Annotated in this window: 17 protein-coding genes (1 of these 17 cut by a window edge); 10 read left to right on the plus strand and 7 right to left on the minus strand. The window is 41.8% G+C overall.

The genetic code is table 11. From position 1 onward, the window contains the following. Both ACMH5P_RS00035 and ACMH5P_RS00040 read right to left on the minus strand, forming a co-directional pair. Positions 1-820 carry the 5' portion of an S-adenosylmethionine:tRNA ribosyltransferase-isomerase gene (locus ACMH5P_RS00035; RefSeq protein WP_459492248.1) on the minus strand. Its footprint begins 407 nt before the window's first position, so 820 of the gene's 1,227 nt are visible here — the first part of the coding sequence; the start codon lies at positions 818-820; its stop codon lies beyond the left edge, outside the window. Beyond that, positions 817-1,329 carry a hypothetical protein gene (locus ACMH5P_RS00040; RefSeq protein ID WP_459492249.1) on the minus strand — a complete coding sequence of 171 codons (513 nt, stop codon included), beginning with the start codon at positions 1,327-1,329 and terminating at the stop codon, positions 817-819. Before ACMH5P_RS00040 ends, ACMH5P_RS00035 begins: the two co-directional genes overlap by 4 nt. 118 nt (positions 1,330-1,447) lie before the next feature. On the opposite strand from ACMH5P_RS00040, the gene ACMH5P_RS00045 reads away from it, so the two are divergent. Beyond that, a complete protein-coding gene (locus tag ACMH5P_RS00045) occupies positions 1,448-1,999 on the plus strand; it encodes a cob(I)yrinic acid a,c-diamide adenosyltransferase (protein ID WP_459492250.1) in 552 nt (183 codons plus the stop codon). Positions 2,000-2,009: 10 nt separating this feature from the next. Continuing rightward, positions 2,010-3,062 (plus strand): branched-chain amino acid aminotransferase, encoded by a 1,053-nt coding sequence (locus tag ACMH5P_RS00050; protein WP_459492251.1) that lies wholly within the window; start codon positions 2,010-2,012, stop codon positions 3,060-3,062. Here the strand turns inward: ACMH5P_RS00050 and ACMH5P_RS00055 are convergent. The 4 genes from ACMH5P_RS00055 to ACMH5P_RS00070 form a co-directional block, all read right to left on the minus strand. Then, positions 3,059-3,622 carry a hypothetical protein gene (locus tag ACMH5P_RS00055; protein ID WP_459492252.1) on the minus strand — a complete coding sequence of 188 codons (564 nt, stop codon included), beginning with the start codon at positions 3,620-3,622 and terminating at the stop codon, positions 3,059-3,061. The two genes, ACMH5P_RS00050 and ACMH5P_RS00055, sit on opposite strands and share 4 nt — an antisense overlap. Positions 3,623-3,807: 185 nt before the next feature. Further along, positions 3,808-5,184 (minus strand): BamA/TamA family outer membrane protein, encoded by a 1,377-nt coding sequence (locus ACMH5P_RS00060; protein ID WP_459492253.1) that lies wholly within the window; start codon positions 5,182-5,184, stop codon positions 3,808-3,810. 39 nt (positions 5,185-5,223) lie between these two features. Continuing rightward, positions 5,224-6,882, minus strand: a complete 1,659-nt coding sequence (locus ACMH5P_RS00065) for an AMP-binding protein (protein ID WP_459492254.1) — start codon at positions 6,880-6,882, stop codon at positions 5,224-5,226. Between the two features lie 13 nt (positions 6,883-6,895). Then, positions 6,896-7,684, minus strand: coding sequence for a biotin--[acetyl-CoA-carboxylase] ligase (locus ACMH5P_RS00070; RefSeq protein WP_459492255.1), 789 nt, complete (start codon positions 7,682-7,684; stop codon positions 6,896-6,898). A 99-nt stretch (positions 7,685-7,783) separates the two neighbouring features. On the opposite strand from ACMH5P_RS00070, the gene rsfS reads away from it, so the two are divergent. From rsfS to ACMH5P_RS00110, 8 genes are all read left to right on the plus strand, one after another. Further along, positions 7,784-8,167, plus strand: a complete 384-nt coding sequence (gene rsfS, locus ACMH5P_RS00075; protein ID WP_459492256.1) for a ribosome silencing factor — start codon at positions 7,784-7,786, stop codon at positions 8,165-8,167. A 61-nt stretch (positions 8,168-8,228) separates the two neighbouring features. Next, positions 8,229-10,340: an ATP-dependent zinc metalloprotease FtsH gene (ftsH, locus tag ACMH5P_RS00080; protein WP_459492257.1), complete on the plus strand. Its 2,112-nt coding sequence runs from the start codon at positions 8,229-8,231 to the stop codon at positions 10,338-10,340. A 39-nt stretch (positions 10,341-10,379) separates the two neighbouring features. Then, the gene (locus ACMH5P_RS00085; protein WP_459492258.1) at positions 10,380-11,192 is read left to right on the plus strand and encodes a UDP-2,3-diacylglucosamine diphosphatase; all 813 of its coding nucleotides are present in this window, start codon (positions 10,380-10,382) and stop codon (positions 11,190-11,192) included. A gap of 43 nt (positions 11,193-11,235) precedes the next feature. After that, a complete protein-coding gene (locus tag ACMH5P_RS00090; protein WP_459492259.1) occupies positions 11,236-12,213 on the plus strand; it encodes an acyl-ACP desaturase in 978 nt (325 codons plus the stop codon). 2 nt (positions 12,214-12,215) lie between these two features. Then, positions 12,216-12,749, plus strand: a complete 534-nt coding sequence (locus ACMH5P_RS00095) for a TrmH family RNA methyltransferase (protein ID WP_459492260.1) — start codon at positions 12,216-12,218, stop codon at positions 12,747-12,749. A 103-nt stretch (positions 12,750-12,852) separates the two neighbouring features. Next, entirely contained in the window at positions 12,853-13,221 is a 369-nt protein-coding gene (locus ACMH5P_RS00100) for a hypothetical protein (RefSeq protein ID WP_459492261.1), read from the plus strand. Positions 13,222-13,312: 91 nt separating this feature from the next. Continuing rightward, positions 13,313-14,203 (plus strand): ABC transporter ATP-binding protein, encoded by an 891-nt coding sequence (locus ACMH5P_RS00105; protein WP_459492262.1) that lies wholly within the window; start codon positions 13,313-13,315, stop codon positions 14,201-14,203. Next, positions 14,203-15,510 carry an ABC transporter permease gene (locus ACMH5P_RS00110; protein WP_459492263.1) on the plus strand — a complete coding sequence of 436 codons (1,308 nt, stop codon included), beginning with the start codon at positions 14,203-14,205 and terminating at the stop codon, positions 15,508-15,510. Before ACMH5P_RS00105 ends, ACMH5P_RS00110 begins: the two co-directional genes overlap by 1 nt. Here the strand turns inward: ACMH5P_RS00110 and ACMH5P_RS00115 are convergent, their stop codons facing one another. Continuing rightward, complete coding sequence (locus tag ACMH5P_RS00115; protein WP_459492264.1) at positions 15,511-15,861, minus strand: arsenate reductase family protein; 351 nt, start codon at positions 15,859-15,861, stop codon at positions 15,511-15,513. It abuts the gene before it with no gap. Between the last annotated feature and the right edge of the window lie 85 nt (positions 15,862-15,946).

Here is a 15,946-nt window from a genome sequence, read left to right on the forward strand (position 1 = left end):
CTACCGGAATAAAGGCTCCTTGATGTTGCATCAACTGGGTAATCAATTCCCTCTCAAAAATTAATTGTTCCCTATGCATTGGGTGATTGCGTACCTCATCTTCCTTGACAGGCAAAAAGGTGCCCGCACCCACATGAAGTGTCAAATAGCAGGATTTTTTTCCTTGTTTTTCTAATCTTGAAAGGATTTCCGAAGTGAAGTGTAAGCTCGCCGTGGGTGCGGCGACCGCCCCAAGCTCCTTGGAAAAAACCGTTTGGTAACGATCCTGATCCGATAATTCCGAATCTCTTTCCATATAAGGTGGCAATGGAATTTTTCCAATTTCCGTTAAAATAGCCGCAAAAGAATGCGCGCTATTCCAGGTAATTTTTACTTTGTTTTCTTCTCGATCAAACCATTGAATGCTTAAAAGGACATTGTTACCATCTATATTTAATGATTTCTCAAGCGTTTCATCCGCTTTCCAACGTTTTTTGTTGCCGATTAGACTTTCCCAGATGACCTCGCCCGTCTGCTCCATCATTTGTTGCGTGGGAACATTGTCCAATAAAGGTTTCAAGAGAAATATTTCAATCGTGGTTCCAGATGATTTTTGCAATTGAATTCGAGCGGGAATTACTTTCGTATTATTAAATACGAACATGCTATCATTGGGGACTAATTCGGGTAATTCTCGAAAGGCATGATGTTGATTGATTCCTTGATTGTGCACGAACAACTTAGATCCGTCGCGTTCTTCGCTCGGGAAAAATGCAATTTGGGAATCGGGTAAATGATAATCAAACGCCTGAATGGAAATATCCGGCATGCGGTGTATCATGATTCTTCTGAAATAAACTTAGGCGATAAAATTAAACGAATTGGGAAATATAGTAACCATACTAAAAGTAACACAATGCCTAATTTGGGTACATAAGTGTAATCCTCATTGTAGGTTCGTTGATCATTTAACAACAACAAAACCCTAAATACAATAATTAAAAAACTGTTGATCAACGCCGGTAAAAAATGCAGCCAGTTAATTAGGGTCTTTTTGATTGTATCTTCACCCTTGTCGGCAAATACCTCAAAAAAATTCCCCCAAACCTGCGCTGACACATTATCTACACTTTTTATCAACAAGAGTGCAAGGACATTTAGGATTGTGACGATTCCCGCCGTCAAATAGAAAATCTCTTCTTTCGGTAAAAAACCATCACCACGGCCTGTTTCGCCGAAATGAACGGCAGCTGGATCCGGTAATCCACGATAAACGAATAACAAGGTGATGCCAAAGGCTACCATGGAAACGATGCGCCAAACACGCGAAACGAAATAATCTATCGACATAGGATTCAAAATGTCCCCAAAATTAGTTCATACACGCCGAAGTGCCTAATCTTTAATGGAATTTGATTAATGGATGCTTTTCTTTGGATTCAAGGCCGAAAAAACTATTTTTGTAAATATGAAGATCTACACAAAACAAGGTGATAAGGGCTTTACTCGTTTGGCAGATGGAATTGGATTGTCAAAATCCGATTTTCGTTTGGAGGCGATTGGAGATATTGATGAATTAAATTCACACATCGGATTGTTAATTTGTCATGTCAATGAAGATTTAGCTTCCAAATTACAAGCCATACAAAGCAGCTTATTTGTTTTGGGTGCGCATGTAGCAAGTGACTCAAAGCAAGCTCTTGGTAACATGGAATTGATCTCATTAAATGACATCGTGGCTTTGGAGGAAAATATTGACTCCATGGATGCTCAATTAGCTCCGATGCGCTTTTTTATACTTCCGGGTGGACACCCAACCATTGCAATTGCTCAAATCACTCGGACTGTTTGTCGGCGAGCCGAACGAAGCCTCATTCGTTGGGTACAAGCCACTGAACATACGGATTATGAAATTGCAATGGCTTATTTGAATCGATTATCTGATTACTTATTTATGGTGTGTCGCTATTTGCACCATAGCCTAGGTATCCCTGAAATTCCATGGAATTCAGGAAAATAAATTAATTATTATGCAAATCCACATTCAACCTGTCGCTCAATCTCGAATTGATCAAGTAAATTTTGATACCCTTGCCTTTGGTCGCAGTTTTGCAGACCATATGCTTGTGGCTGAATACGCCGATGGTGCATGGCAGTCGGTAACAATTCAACCCTACGGACCTTTGGAATATCAGCCCGCTATGATGTCTTTGCATTATGGTCAAGCAATTTTTGAGGGGATGAAAGGGTATCGTTCCAAAGATGGAGATATTCAGGTATTTCGTCCACAAGAGAATTTGAAGCGCTTCAATAAATCAGCTACGCGCATGTGCATGCCAGAGGTGCCGGAGGAGATTTTCTTGGGGGGCTTACGTGAATTATTAAAGCTAGATCAGGCGTGGGTGCCTAACAAAGAAGGTTGCTCACTCTACATACGTCCTTTCATGTTTGCAACGGATGAGTATGTAGGCGTTACACCCTCTACAACCTATAAATTTATCATCTTTAATTGCCCAGTAGGGTCATATTATTCCAAGCCCTTGCGTGTCCGCGTCGAAACGGAATATATTCGTGCTGCTAAAGGGGGGGTAGGTTTTGCAAAAAATGCCGGAAATTATGGCGGTTCTTTGTTCCCTACACAAAATGCAATCAAGGATGGTTATGATCAAATTATCTGGACGGATGCGGCTACTCATCAGTATGTCGAGGAAGCGGGTACCATGAACCTAATGTTTGTCATTGATGGTGCTTTGGTAACTGCTGCCACGGGCGATACGATCTTGGATGGTGTGACGCGTAAATCTGTGATGCAAATTGCAAAGGATTGGGGGATCGAGGTTCAGGAGCGTCAATTAGCCGTTAAGGAGTTGATTGAGGGTATTCAAAACGGTTCAGTGACAGAGGCATTTGGTGCCGGAACTGCGGCGGTGATCGCTCCGATAGCGACCATCGGTTTTGAGGGGAAAGATTATGAATTGCCTGAGCGCAAAGATTCAGATTTTTCGGTTCGCGTTTACAATGAAATCAATCAAATCCGTCTTGGTGAGGTAGCAGACACGCGCGGATGGATTTGGAAAGTCTAAGATTTCGACTTTAAAATTACTTTGATACCCGGGTCCTTGGAGGTGCTTACATCCTCTAATTCGACCTGGGTATTTTTATTTTGATTCCAAAGGGTTTTAGTTCCCTTGGAAACAGATGGGCCGAATTTAACGTCGAAGTAGGAGCTGAGGCTTTGTCTTAATTGCCCAACTTGCGGCATTTCCTCCACATAAATATCCAAATCAATTTCATTGAGCTTGCCGTCGTTGTTGGGGATGTAAGAAATATCAACAAAGTTTAAGTCGCTATCGTCGAAATACAAAGAATAGGATTTGCCGTGTTCAGGCTGTGATTCCGATAGTTCAATCTTCTCATTGATTTCATCGATCGCAACGCCCCATTGGGTATTACGAATAATTAATGTATCGCTGGAAGTTATTTGTTTTACCCAATCATGGCTTGATTTCCAGGCTTCTTTAATTTTTACTTGTTCAGGAGATAGACTTATTTTTGCATTTTCGGACGAATTTGTCTCCTGGGTACAAGCGCTAAATAATAAGCATCCTGCCAATAAATAAATGAAACTGTGGGATCTTTTCATGGTTTCCTTCCTTTTCGTATAAATCAAAAATAAATAAATTCGCTCAGGCCTGAATCATTGTTAATGAAAATATTCTTATTTTTGAAATTATCTGAGAATTTAATGAATTAAGCATAAATATATTTAAGACTATTAGTGGTTAGGTATTTTAAAAAGAAGCCGGTCTGTGACTGGTTTTTTTTTGCTTAAAATTCACGTCCTATACTAACCACCATTCCTGTTTTTCCTCCATTGGTTACTGGAAATCCTATTTTACAAACCAAATTGTAATAAGTAACCAAATCAAATCCTAATCCTGAGCCCATAAGCCACTGATTGCTGCGATTGCGAGCTTCATTATTGGCATTATATACATAGCCCAAATCCATAAAGGCTGTGGGATAAATCGCTAATGGCATTTGATTAAATTGTTTAAACTTGATAAATGGAATGCGAATTATTGTATTTAGCAATTGATATTTAAATGTATTTCTCCAAAGGAAAAAATTTGTTCCATCGATGACATTTAATTCATAGCCCCTTACCAAGTCACTTCCATATCCGAGGCCACGTGTGTTAACATAGGGGATAAATCCATCTTGACTCAGTTTTACTTTAGCCTGTGAGGCTAAAAAGAATTTACTGCCTAAGTCAAAGAAGAAAGCCGCCGAGGCAATTGCTTCCCAATAATCTACATGGTCCGATTTTAATAAACCATATTTAGTAAAACTTGCATCAATTTTTCTGCCTCTTAAGGGATACGTGATGAAATCCCGGAAATCATATGAGAAGGCATAGCCTAATTGGGCATAATTGAGTTCCGTTCTGCCTGCCCCAAAATAAGTTGGGTTTAATTGGGCAATCGTATCTGAAATGATGGAGTGATTGTATTTCAGGTCAATCGTTTGGAAATCATAAAAACGAAAGCGCTTTCTAAATTGTATCCCCCCGGTCCATTTTTCTCCCAACAGCTTATCTGAATTTAAGAAAGCCAAGGTGTCATTTTGGGTCTTGTAGGCTATGTTTTTTTGAGTACTGTAAGCCAGGTTAATCGTTAGGCCGAGCGTTTTTTGAGGGTCAATGTATGGATTTTGGTAGTTAATTTCAGCCTTTTGCGTAAATCCTGTTTCAGCCTTTATGATTAGTTTTTCATTTCTACCCATAAAGTTATTGTGTAAGAAATGTGCTCCGTACATCACTCGTCCAAAATCATGGCCGCGTGACCACCAATCGTTTAAATTGCGGTCGGCCAATTGGATAATCGGTAATCCGAGGATATACCATTGTTCCAAGAACTCATATTGGATGGATAAATTACCGTTGGGCAGCTGGTGATAATCGGCTTTTACCCAGATGAATAGATTCGTATTCATCAATTTCCTTCGGTTAAATTCGATGCGCTCGTTCAGATCCTCAATCTTTAAGGAGTCAAGCTCCTGAAAATCGAGCTCCCGTCGGAGGATATTTTCGCGCGTTTTTTCATTTCCTTGAAAGTGGATGGAATCCACTCGCATCGATTGCCCAAAGCCTTGAAAGCTTTGGGTAATCAAAATGAAAAATATAAGTATCAAATAGTGGCGCATCTGTTCAAGATACGCAAAAGGAGGCAATTTTAAATGACCTTATTCGAAAATGATTGTTTCTTTTGACTCATACCAGGATTCGATGCGCGATTCGACCAATCGTTCAATTTCCATCCGTCTGATTTTCAGTGTGGGTGTTAGGCATGCATTCTCAACGGTCCACGGCTCCCGCATAATGATGAGTTTTTTCAAATACTCGTATCTTTTGAATTGCGGATTTGTGGCTTGAAGATGATTTTGTAATTCGGCGACAAGATCTTCTTTCGCGACATCATTGGCGGTTGGGCTTAAAATGATCAATCCCAAAGGTTGTGGTAAATTGACCCCCACGACACAGGATACTTCCACATAGGTGTGTAAGGACAAGGCATTTTCAATGGGGGCAGGGGAAACATATTGCCCTTTGGCGGTTTTGAAATTGTCTTTAACGCGTCCAACGATGCTGAGGTAATTATCTGCGTCCAATTGGCCCATATCTCCTGTCTTCAACCAAGGCCCATCGAATAATGCGGCTGTTTGTTCTGGATTTTTGTAATAGCCCAGACAATTGTAATGAGCCTTCATCTGAATTTCACCCGTTTCAGGGTCAATCCGGGTGGTGCATTGTTCGTGGATTCGTCCCACCGTTCCAAGTTTGATTTGGTCGCGTGGCATGAGGCTATTTAATCCCAGGTTTTCGGTCATGCCGTATGCCTCTTGAATAAACAGGCCAATTGTTTGAAACCAGGCTGTCAATTCCTGCGGTATTGGGGCTGCCCCCGTGATGACCATGCAAGTTTGGTCTAAACCAAGTCCTTTTTGAATTTTTTTCTGGATAAATCGTCTCACGAGGGGGATAGAAAGCAATAAACCAAGTTTTTTCTGTCCACCAATTTTTTGTAGAATGCCTTCCTGGAATTTCGCCCAAATACGAGGAACAGCTAAAAAGTGACTGGGTCTCGCTTGAACTAAATCCCGCTGGAATGTGTCTAAACTCTCTACAAAATGAATGGTTCCGCCCGCCGCTGTACTAGCGAATTCGACGAAGTTTCGTTCCGCGATATGGCACAGGGGTAAGTACGAAATGAATCGTGTGTTAGGTCTGTCTAAATGCGCGATTTTTCGAGCGAGGTTTAGTGCAATGCCAATGGATTCATTGGTAATCATGACACCTTTCGGTACACCCGTAGTTCCAGAGGTATATACGATGGTTGCTAGATCTTCCTTTTTAGGGAGGATGGGTTCTATGCAATCAGATTGCTCCTTCATAATACTTTCCCAAGAAACTCCGGTTGTGCAAGCGCTATCTGGGGTATAAATGATTTGAACATGGTCCGGAATGCCCGCCTTCATTTGCTCCCATTGGTCGAGTTTCCCAACAATCAAAATTTGACACTCCGAATGGACTAGAACTTGATTGAGTTGATCGGCAGTTAGCGTGGCATAAAAAGGAACGGAAATAGCACCGGCATAAGCGATAGCTAAGTCGGAAAGTATCCAATGGGCACTGTTTTTTGATAAAATCCCAACATGCTTGGGTTGTTGGTCTGACAGTTGCTTATGCAAATAAGACCCTATCTTTTTGACACTCGTTAACGAATCTTGATAAGAGTATGTTTGGTAGACTCCGCCGACGGGTTGCTTTAAATAAGCATTTTGCGGACTGTTTACTGCCCAATGAAGGAAGTTTTCAAGGTTGCTTTGGTAAGTTTCAATCAAGGTTTTTTCGAGGTTAATCCTTAAAAATAAAACTTAATTCTTTGATATCATAGCTTTCGAGACCATCGTTTTTTTCAATTTCGATGAGACCTTGTTCATTGACGCATACAATTTTGCCTTCAAATGTTCCATTTTTGTCTTCAAATAAATGCCATTGATTTAGTCGAAATAAGAGTTGATGGTAGTTTGTGTCAAGCTTCGTAAATGATTGATTGATAAAGGCTTGATAGCTTTCTTCAATGCCTAAGGATACATAATTAAAAATGGAGCTTATGTCAATTAATTGCGGGTTTTGCATCCATTTTCGAAGCGAGGTTGCCCGCAGTCCATCGAACGCTATCTGATTAATGTTTAGGCCAAGACCTAGGATGCTAAATGCCCATTTTCCCGACTGGAAATTGCTTTCGATGAGGATACCACCCAGTTTTTGCCCATCGAGGTAGATGTCGTTCGGCCATTTGATGGCGAGGGGTAATTTGTCTCCTAGAATTTCAGTTGCCCAAAGCTGTAAGCCTTGAACAATGCCAATGGCGGCAGCTTTGCTTAGGTAAAATTGAGAGGAAAGCAATTCGTGGTCAGGTTTGAGCAAATAGGAAGCCAATAGGTTTTGATTGGCTTGTGCATGCCAAATATTACCCCGTTGGCCTTTACCCGCTGTTTGTTGGCCAGCTATCCAAGCAAATCCCTCAGGGACGTCTCCGTTCAGAGCCTCTTGAAAGCCGAGGAGGTTAGTCGATTCGCAGCAATCTAGATATTTCGTTTTTTTGCCGACGAAGCGGGTTGGGGCTTGGTAATTGTTCAACTTTTATTTGTAATTTTAGGTTTACAAGAAACAAATTTAATTTTTTATTCGTTATTAGGACTTCAACAAGGTTCGATAATTCGATTTTAAACAAACAATATGAGCAAAAGCACAAAGAAAGCCACTACGAAAGATGCATCTGAAGAGTTAGTACAGTGGGTAGTGAAGGGTATGCAGGAAAAGAAGGCTCAAGAGATCGTGGTGATGGATATGCGCGGTGTCGCTAATGCTTTTACGGATTTTTTTGTGGTTGCATCAGGTACTTCGGATACACAGATTGAAGCGATTGCAGATTCGGTAGATAAAGAAGTGTGGGAGTCAGGTAAGATTCATGTGCACGCGATGGAAGGAAAAGCAAACCGAGAGTGGATATTGATGGATTATTACGATGTGATTGTACACGTATTTTTGAAAGATAAACGCGATTTTTTCAAGTTGGAGGAACTATGGGGCGATGCCAAGTTTACCCACATTGCTGAATAATTTGATTATTTCGAACTTTTTTAGTCATCCTTAGTGTTAATAGCCCAAACAAATTATTCTAATGGCAAAACAAGGTAATAGTAAAAACCCAAGACGTTCTGGAATTCAGCCCCGCATGCCGAAAAAGCCGGCAGGTGGTATGCAAAGTTGGATGATCATCGGTCTTGTCATTGCGATGGTGAGTATGTTTTTCTTTACGAAACAACATACCTTGCAGTCGATTGATCAGCGTCAATTTGAGTCCATGGTGATTCAAAAAGAGGTGCAATCTGTTGTAATTGTCAACGATAAGTTGGTTGAAGTAAGCTTGAAGCCAGCCTTCGTATCCAAGTATTTTAAAAAATCTCCTCAGGGTTTAGTGTCGGTCAATCAAGGTCCACACTTTGAATTTCCAATCATTTCCAAAGAAGGATTTGAACATTTTCTAGAGGAGCGTCAAAAAGATTTTCCGCGTAATGAGCGCATTTTCGCAACACCTGAGACACGTACTGGGCCATTGGATTGGTTAGGAACATGGGGCTTTTTCATCTTGATGGGCTTGAGTTTTTACTTCTTATTTTTCCGCATGGGCGGCGGTGGCGGCGGTGGTGGCCAATTATTTAACATTGGTCGGAGCAAAGCCACACTTATCGAAGGGGAGTCCAAAGTACGTGTCACGTTTGATGATGTGGCAGGTTTGGATGAGGCTAAGGAAGAGATTCAGGAGATTGTCGAGTTCTTGAAATTTCCGAAGAAATTCACTGATTTGGGTGGTAAAATTCCGAAGGGTGCCTTGTTAGTAGGCCCTCCGGGAACGGGTAAAACCTTATTAGCGAAAGCGGTAGCGGGCGAGGCTGGCGTTCCATTCTTCTCGCTTTCAGGTTCTGATTTTGTGGAGATGTTTGTGGGTGTAGGTGCGGCGCGTGTACGTGATTTGTTTAAGCAAGCGAAGGAAAAAGCACCGTGTATCATCTTCATTGATGAGATTGATGCGGTGGGTCGTTCACGTGGAAGAGGTCAAATGCCGGGATCCAATGATGAGCGTGAGAATACGTTGAACTCGCTGTTAGTTGAAATGGATGGGTTTGCGACGGATTCGGGAATTATTATCATGGCGGCGACTAACCGTCCGGATGTATTGGACGCGGCTTTATTGCGTCCAGGTCGTTTTGATCGCCAAATTTCGATTGATAAGCCCGATATTATTGGTCGGGAAGCGATATTTAAGGTTCACTTGAAGCCGCTAAAATTAGCAGCGGATATTGATCCAAAAGAATTATCAGCACAAACTCCAGGATTTGCGGGGGCAGAAATTGCCAACGTATGTAATGAGGCTGCCTTGATTGCTGCGCGTCGTAGTAAGTCGGCTGTGGATATGGATGATTTCCAAGAGGCGATGGACCGTGTAATTGGAGGTTTGGAGAAGAAGAATAAGATTATCAACCCATTGGAGAAGAAGATTGTTGCTTATCATGAGGCGGGTCATGCGATTGCAGGCTGGTTCTTGGAGCATGCGAATCCTTTGGTTAAGGTTTCGATTGTGCCTCGTGGTGTAGCGGCTTTAGGGTATGCGCAATACTTACCGAAAGAGCAGTTTTTATACCGTACCGAGCAGTTGATGGATGAGATGTGCGTAACCTTAGGGGGCCGTGCAGCGGAGGAGATTGTGTTTGGTAAAATATCAACAGGTGCTCAAAATGATTTGGAGCGTATTACCAAATTAGCTTATTCGATGGTGACCGTTTACGGGATGAATGATAAGTTGGGCAATATTTCGTATTACGATTCCAAAGGCTCTGATTATCAGTTTAGCAAACCTTATTCGGAGACTACGGCGCGTGAGATTGATGAGGAAGTTCGTAAAATCATCGCGGAGGCTTATGCTCGTACGAAGAAATTATTGACATCGAAAAAGGATAAGTTGACGATTTTGGCGGAGCAATTATTAAAGAAGGAAGTGTTGTTCCAAAATGATTTGGAAGAATTAGTAGGGCCGAGACCCTTTGAGCAATTGACCTCTTATCAAGAGTTTATCAAGGGTGAGACGGAAAAGAAACGCCAAGATGCAAAGGATGAGCGGGAATTGGCAGAGACTGAAAAGCGAGCTGCTAAAAAGCCATCTGTTGCGAAGGAGGAGCCTGTTGAAAAGAAGAAGCCGGCGCCGAGAAAACGTAGTCCAAAGAAAGAAGATTAACCGAATGGGGTGGGAGTTCCCTCCCCATTTTTGCTATTTATGAAGTCAATCATTATTCCCCCAGGGAAACACGTTTATTGCCTATCGGATATGCATTTGGGATTTCCAGATGCTACCACTTCGCGTGCTCGGGAGGCTGTGCTGATTGAGTGGATAAAACAAGTGGAATCAGATATCAATGATCTTTTTTTATTGGGAGATGTATTCGATTTTTGGTTTGAATACAAAAAGGTAGTTCCTAAGGGTTTTGTTCGAATTCTAGGTGCTTTGGCTGAATTAGCTGATCGAGGGGTACGTTTACATATCTTCGTTGGGAATCATGACCTCTGGATGAAAGATTATTTTGTTGAGGAGTTAGGGGCTAGTATCTATTATGAGCCTACTGAATTTGAGTTTCAGTTTTCTGGGAAAACAACCCGCGTTTGTATGGGTCATGGGGATGGAATGGGACCTGGGGATTATGGTTACAAGGCCTTGAAAAAGGTATTTGTGAATCCATTGGCAAAGTTCTTGTTTGCGTGGCTACACCCTGATTTAGGTGTCCGATTAGCACATGCCTGGTCGGGTACTCGAAAGAGTTCTACGATTAAAGCAGGTGAGGTGCCTTTTGATCCAGCGACGGATTATATTTTATCGGCGATTCGCGCGCGTTTTGTGGTCGATCAGCGGGAAAACCGCTTGATTGAAGCTTATGTTTTCGGTCATCGTCATCATCCCATTGCTTTTGATTTGGGCAAGGGGATTAACTATTACAACTTAGGAGATTGGTTTGCACCGGCATATAAAAATGCTTATGTGCTAAAAATTGGTGATAAAGGTCTTGATTTTGTGCGTTTTCAGCCAAATTCTTGATTTTTTGTGTATCTTCATAACTCATTTGTTAACCAATCGAATTATGTCTCAATTTCACACCCGTTTAGAAGTTATGTCAGAGCTAGCCAAAAATATGGATGGCTATATGAAGGATTTTTTGAATCCGATTGACTCCAACTGGCAACCTGCTGATATGCTTCCAGATTCTACGAAGGAGAATTTCTTTGAAGAGGTGAAATTGTTGCAAGAGGCTGCGAATGAATTGCCTTATGATTATTGGGCGGTTTTAATCGGTGATACCATCACCGAAGAGGCCTTGCCTACGTATGAGTCTTGGTTGTTGGGCATGGATACCGTGGATCATTTGGATCAAGAAAATGGCTGGGTGAAATGGATTCGCAGTTGGACCGCAGAAGAAAATCGCCACGGAAATTTGTTGGGAACTTACCTGTATTTATCGGGTAAAGTGGACATGAAGGCCGTTGCTATTTCGACGCAGTATTTGATTGCGGATGGTTTTGATATTGGAACTACAGGTGATCCCTACCGTAATTTTGTGTATACATCGTTCCAGGAATGGGCAACGAATATCTCGCATCGTAGAACGGCTTCATTGGCCAAGCAACATGGTAATTCTAATTTGTCGCGTATGTGTGCGCAAATTGCGGCTGATGAATTGCGTCATGCAAAGGCCTACAAGGCTTTTGTTTCCGAGATATTTAAATTAGATGCTTCGGAAATGATGTTAGCATTTGCCGACATGATGAAGAAGAAGATTGTGATGCCTGCGCATTTCTTGCGGGAAATCAATGGTGTAAAGAGTTCTTTGTTTGATCATTTTTCGGATGCGGCTCAACGTATCGGTGTTTACACTACGGCTGATTATACAACGATCATGCGTGGTTTGATTCAGGATTGGGATTTGGAAAGTGTACGTGGATTGAATGATCAGGCTGAAAAGGCACGCGATTATGTGATGGCTTTACCAGCGCGTTTGGAGCGATTAGCCGAGCGCGTCAAAGTGCCCGAATTGGCTTATCCGTTTAGCTGGATTGTTTAGTTATGCCCCAAAAATTATCGTTGGATGAGCTAAATCGGCTCGATGTTACGTCCTATAAATCGGTCGAGAAATTCCGCTATGTATTTGTGCTGGATGATATTCGCAGTATGAATAATATTGGTTCTGCATTTCGTACGGCGGATGCATTTCGATGTGCGCATGTGTATTTGGTGGGGATAACAGCACAGCCTCCCCACCGGGAAATAAGTAAGACGGCATTGGGGGCAGATGAATCGGTTGATTGGACTTATTTTGAGTCGGCCGAAGCTTGTTATGAACATTTGAAATCCCATTCTTATAAGGTGTATTGCATCGAGCAAGTGGATCAATCCATTGCCTTGCAAGACTTTGTTCCGCAAGCGGACAAGCGTTATGCATTTGTATTTGGGAATGAGGTTTTCGGAGTTAATGATTATTGGATCGACCATGCCGAGGGAAGTTTGGAGATTCCTCAGTTTGGTACGAAGCACTCGTTGAATGTGTCAGTTACGATGGGAGTAGTCGCTTGGGATTACGTTAGCAAATCGCAGTTTTAGCTTTTTAATATTAAATTTTTAGGCTTACCAGAAAACTTAACACAGATAAATTTTTAGTTTTCAATTGTTTGCCTAGATTTATTAAAAATTTAACAATTACATAATGAACGGTCAGAAAAAAACATTATCAAACCAATTAGTCGCAATCGTTTTGCCGAAACTCAAAGGTTTGTCTGAGAAAAACGCAAAAAAGGTATTAGCTACTGTAGAGAAAGCTACTGGAGATATTGCAAAGAAATATGTAAAGTTGGTTCAAGAGCAAGAAAAAGAGGCGGCCAAAGCGAAAGCGAAAGCTGATCATTTAAAGAAAAAAGCAGCAGAGAAGGAAGCGAAAAAGAAAGAAAAGCTAGCGAAAAAAGCTGCGGAGATCAAGAAAGTTGCCCAATTGATGGCCAAGGAGGCAGCTCCCGCACCAGCGAAATCGGCGACAAAAAGTGCTGCCAAGCCGAAAGCGAAAGCGGTCAAAAAATAAGGGACATTCATCCTTTTTAAGAAGCGTTCATCCCAATATCCATTTGGGCTGAACGCTTTTTTTTATCTTTGATTTTGAAATATATCAGCCTATGTTATTATCGATACGACAGGTAGAAAAACATTACGCGGAGCACGTTGCCCTACGTGGTGTTAGTTTGGAGATTCCCAAGGGAGTTATTTTTGGTTTGTTGGGTCCCAACGGGGCGGGTAAAACCTCTTTAATTCGGATCATTACGCAAATCACCGGACCGGATGCGGGGGAGATCTATTTTGATGGTGAACCCCTGCGCTTGGAACATGCCGATCAAATTGGTTATTTGCCCGAAGAGCGAGGTTTGTACAAGAAAATGAAGGTGGGTGAGCAGTTGTTGTATTTGGCTCAATTGAAGGGAATGAAACGAGAGGAGGCATTGGCTAAATTAAAGGATTGGTTTATTCGTCTGGACATTAAGGAGTGGTGGAATAAGCCGGTGAATGATTTGTCGAAGGGAATGCAGCAAAAGACGCAATTTATTGCAACGGTGGTGCATGAACCTAAATTATTAATCTTGGATGAGCCGTTTTCGGGTTTTGATCCGATCAATGCGAATATGTTAAAGGATGAGATTTTGGCCTTAAAGGAACGCGGAACAACAGTTCTTTTCTCTACACATCGTATGGAGTCCGTCGAGGAGTTATGCGATGAAATTGCCTTGATCAATCATGCCGAAGTGGTACTTTCAGGCAATAAGACTGAGGTTCAAAGTCGGTATAAAAAGAACCAGTATTCGATTCGTTATCGTGGCGAATTGGATTCTTTGGATGGAGTCGAGGTATTGTCGAAGGAGGCAGGTAGCGCAGTTTTACGCTTTGCAGAAGGCTTGTCGACCAACGATGCAATTACTCGTATCATGCACCAGGTCAATTTGCTGGAATTCAAGGAGTTAATCCCTTCCTTTAATGAAATTTTTATCCAAGTTGTCAACGAAACGAACGCCTAATGAATAAGATATTTTTAGTCATCCAACGGGAATACATGACCCGTGTTTTGAAAAAATCCTTCTGGATTTCGTCTCTTTTAGCCCCCGTATTAATAACTGCCATTTATGCGATTCCGATCTGGTTGGCCATGAAGGATAAGGAAGTAAAAAAGGTAGCCATTTTGGACCAAAGTCATTTGTGGAAAGCGTCGGATTTGCAGGACAAGGAGCTGGCATTTACGTTTGTTTCTAAACCGGAAGTAGCGTTTAAAACCCAGTTTGCCGCCGAAGGCTATGATGCGTTTGTGAGTGTGCCGGGCGATGTATTAACGAATCCCAAAGGACTACATATTTATTCTTCGAAGAATATAGGGCTTTCATTGAAAGAATCGGTAGAGCGATTGATTCAGAATAAGGTCCGACAAGAATTAATGTATAAGGCTGGGATTTCAGCGAAGGTTTACGAGGATACTCAAGTGGATGTAGACAGTGAAACCATCACAATTTCTGAGACGGGAGATGAGACGAATTCAAGTTCGGCTGGAGCCATGATTTTGGCTGGGGTAATGGGCTTAATACTCTATGTGACTCTTTTGTTGTATGGATCACAGGTCATGAATGGGGTGATTGAAGAAAAGAGTAATCGAATCATTGAGGTGATTATTTCGTCGGTAAAGCCTTATCAATTGATGTTAGGTAAGATTATTGGGGTTGGACTCGTGGGGCTGACACAATTCGTTTTATGGATTGTATTAACGATTGGATTGACGCAAGTCACAGGTAAGTTTTATGCTTCGAAAGCGAAAGCGGCTGTTGAGCTAAGTCAAGGAAATGCCTCCGTAGAGATGAATAAAGCGATGCAGGATTCCCCTATGGGGGAGGTGACCAAGGTGCTTGAAAGTACCAATATCCCATTGATCTTGCTGTCTTTTTTGTTCTATTTCTTTGTAGGTTATTTGTTGTACAGCTCGCTTTTTGCGGCGATTGGATCTGCGGTGGAGAGCCCCACCGAGGCGCAGCAGTTTACTTTTATTGTTATGATTCCGATTATCCTGTCATTTTTATTGGCTCAGTATACGATGCAGGATCCGGATAGTACGATCGCATTTTGGGCTTCGATGATACCCTTTACGTCGCCGATCAATATGATGGTCCGTTTACCTTATGGTGTTCCTGTATGGGAATTGGCGGTTTCTATGGCTTTATTGGTACTCGGTTTTCTAGCTTGCAGTTGGCTTTCCGCCCGCATTTATCGCGTGGGAATATTGATGTATGGCAAGAAAGTGACCTGGAGGGAACTCGCTAAATGGCTGTTTTATCAAGGTTAATTAGGTATTTAGCCATTTATCTAAATCATTTGGATTAAACCCGGCGATTAGTCGTTTTTCATCTTGAAGGATGGGGCGTTTAATCGCCGAATTTTTTTCTAAGAGGAACTTGAATGCCTCTTGGGGATCGTTCATTTTCGTCTTTGTTGCCTCGTCCAATTGGCGATAGGTGGAGCCTTGTTTGTTTAATACTTTTTCGATTCCGAGTTCATCGATAAAGCTTTGTAAAATGCTGGGGCTAATACCTTGTTTCTTATAGTTATGGAATTCGAAAGGGATACCTTTTTCTTGTAGAAATTCAAAGGTTTTTTTCATGGTATTGCAGGCAGGAATTCCGTAGATCGTCAGCATGTTAATTTTTAGTTAAAATGTTCCCACCTTGTTGCTTTTGGTGGTATTTTTGTGAATTGAATACAAAAATAACACAAATAGCCGT

The sequence above is a fragment of the Aquirufa sp. 5-AUSEE-100C1 genome (assembly GCF_054558655.1).

What these genes read in the sequence shown, in the direction of transcription:
- ACMH5P_RS00040 (WP_459492249.1), bottom strand. Translation starts at nt 1,329, where the DNA reads ATGTCGATAGATTATTTCGTTTCGCGTGTTTGGCGCATCGTTTCCATG.
- ACMH5P_RS00045 (WP_459492250.1), top strand. Translation starts at nt 1,448, where the DNA reads ATGAAGATCTACACAAAACAAGGTGATAAGGGCTTTACTCGTTTGGCA.
- ACMH5P_RS00050 (WP_459492251.1), top strand. Translation starts at nt 2,010, where the DNA reads ATGCAAATCCACATTCAACCTGTCGCTCAATCTCGAATTGATCAAGTA.
- ACMH5P_RS00055 (WP_459492252.1), bottom strand. Translation starts at nt 3,622, where the DNA reads ATGAAAAGATCCCACAGTTTCATTTATTTATTGGCAGGATGCTTATTA.
- ACMH5P_RS00060 (WP_459492253.1), bottom strand. Translation starts at nt 5,184, where the DNA reads ATGCGCCACTATTTGATACTTATATTTTTCATTTTGATTACCCAAAGC.
- rsfS (WP_459492256.1), top strand. Translation starts at nt 7,784, where the DNA reads ATGAGCAAAAGCACAAAGAAAGCCACTACGAAAGATGCATCTGAAGAG.
- ftsH (WP_459492257.1), top strand. Translation starts at nt 8,229, where the DNA reads ATGGCAAAACAAGGTAATAGTAAAAACCCAAGACGTTCTGGAATTCAG.
- ACMH5P_RS00085 (WP_459492258.1), top strand. Translation starts at nt 10,380, where the DNA reads ATGAAGTCAATCATTATTCCCCCAGGGAAACACGTTTATTGCCTATCG.
- ACMH5P_RS00090 (WP_459492259.1), top strand. Translation starts at nt 11,236, where the DNA reads ATGTCTCAATTTCACACCCGTTTAGAAGTTATGTCAGAGCTAGCCAAA.
- ACMH5P_RS00095 (WP_459492260.1), top strand. Translation starts at nt 12,216, where the DNA reads ATGCCCCAAAAATTATCGTTGGATGAGCTAAATCGGCTCGATGTTACG.
- ACMH5P_RS00100 (WP_459492261.1), top strand. Translation starts at nt 12,853, where the DNA reads ATGAACGGTCAGAAAAAAACATTATCAAACCAATTAGTCGCAATCGTT.
- ACMH5P_RS00105 (WP_459492262.1), top strand. Translation starts at nt 13,313, where the DNA reads ATGTTATTATCGATACGACAGGTAGAAAAACATTACGCGGAGCACGTT.
- ACMH5P_RS00110 (WP_459492263.1), top strand. Translation starts at nt 14,203, where the DNA reads ATGAATAAGATATTTTTAGTCATCCAACGGGAATACATGACCCGTGTT.
- ACMH5P_RS00115 (WP_459492264.1), bottom strand. Translation starts at nt 15,861, where the DNA reads ATGCTGACGATCTACGGAATTCCTGCCTGCAATACCATGAAAAAAACC.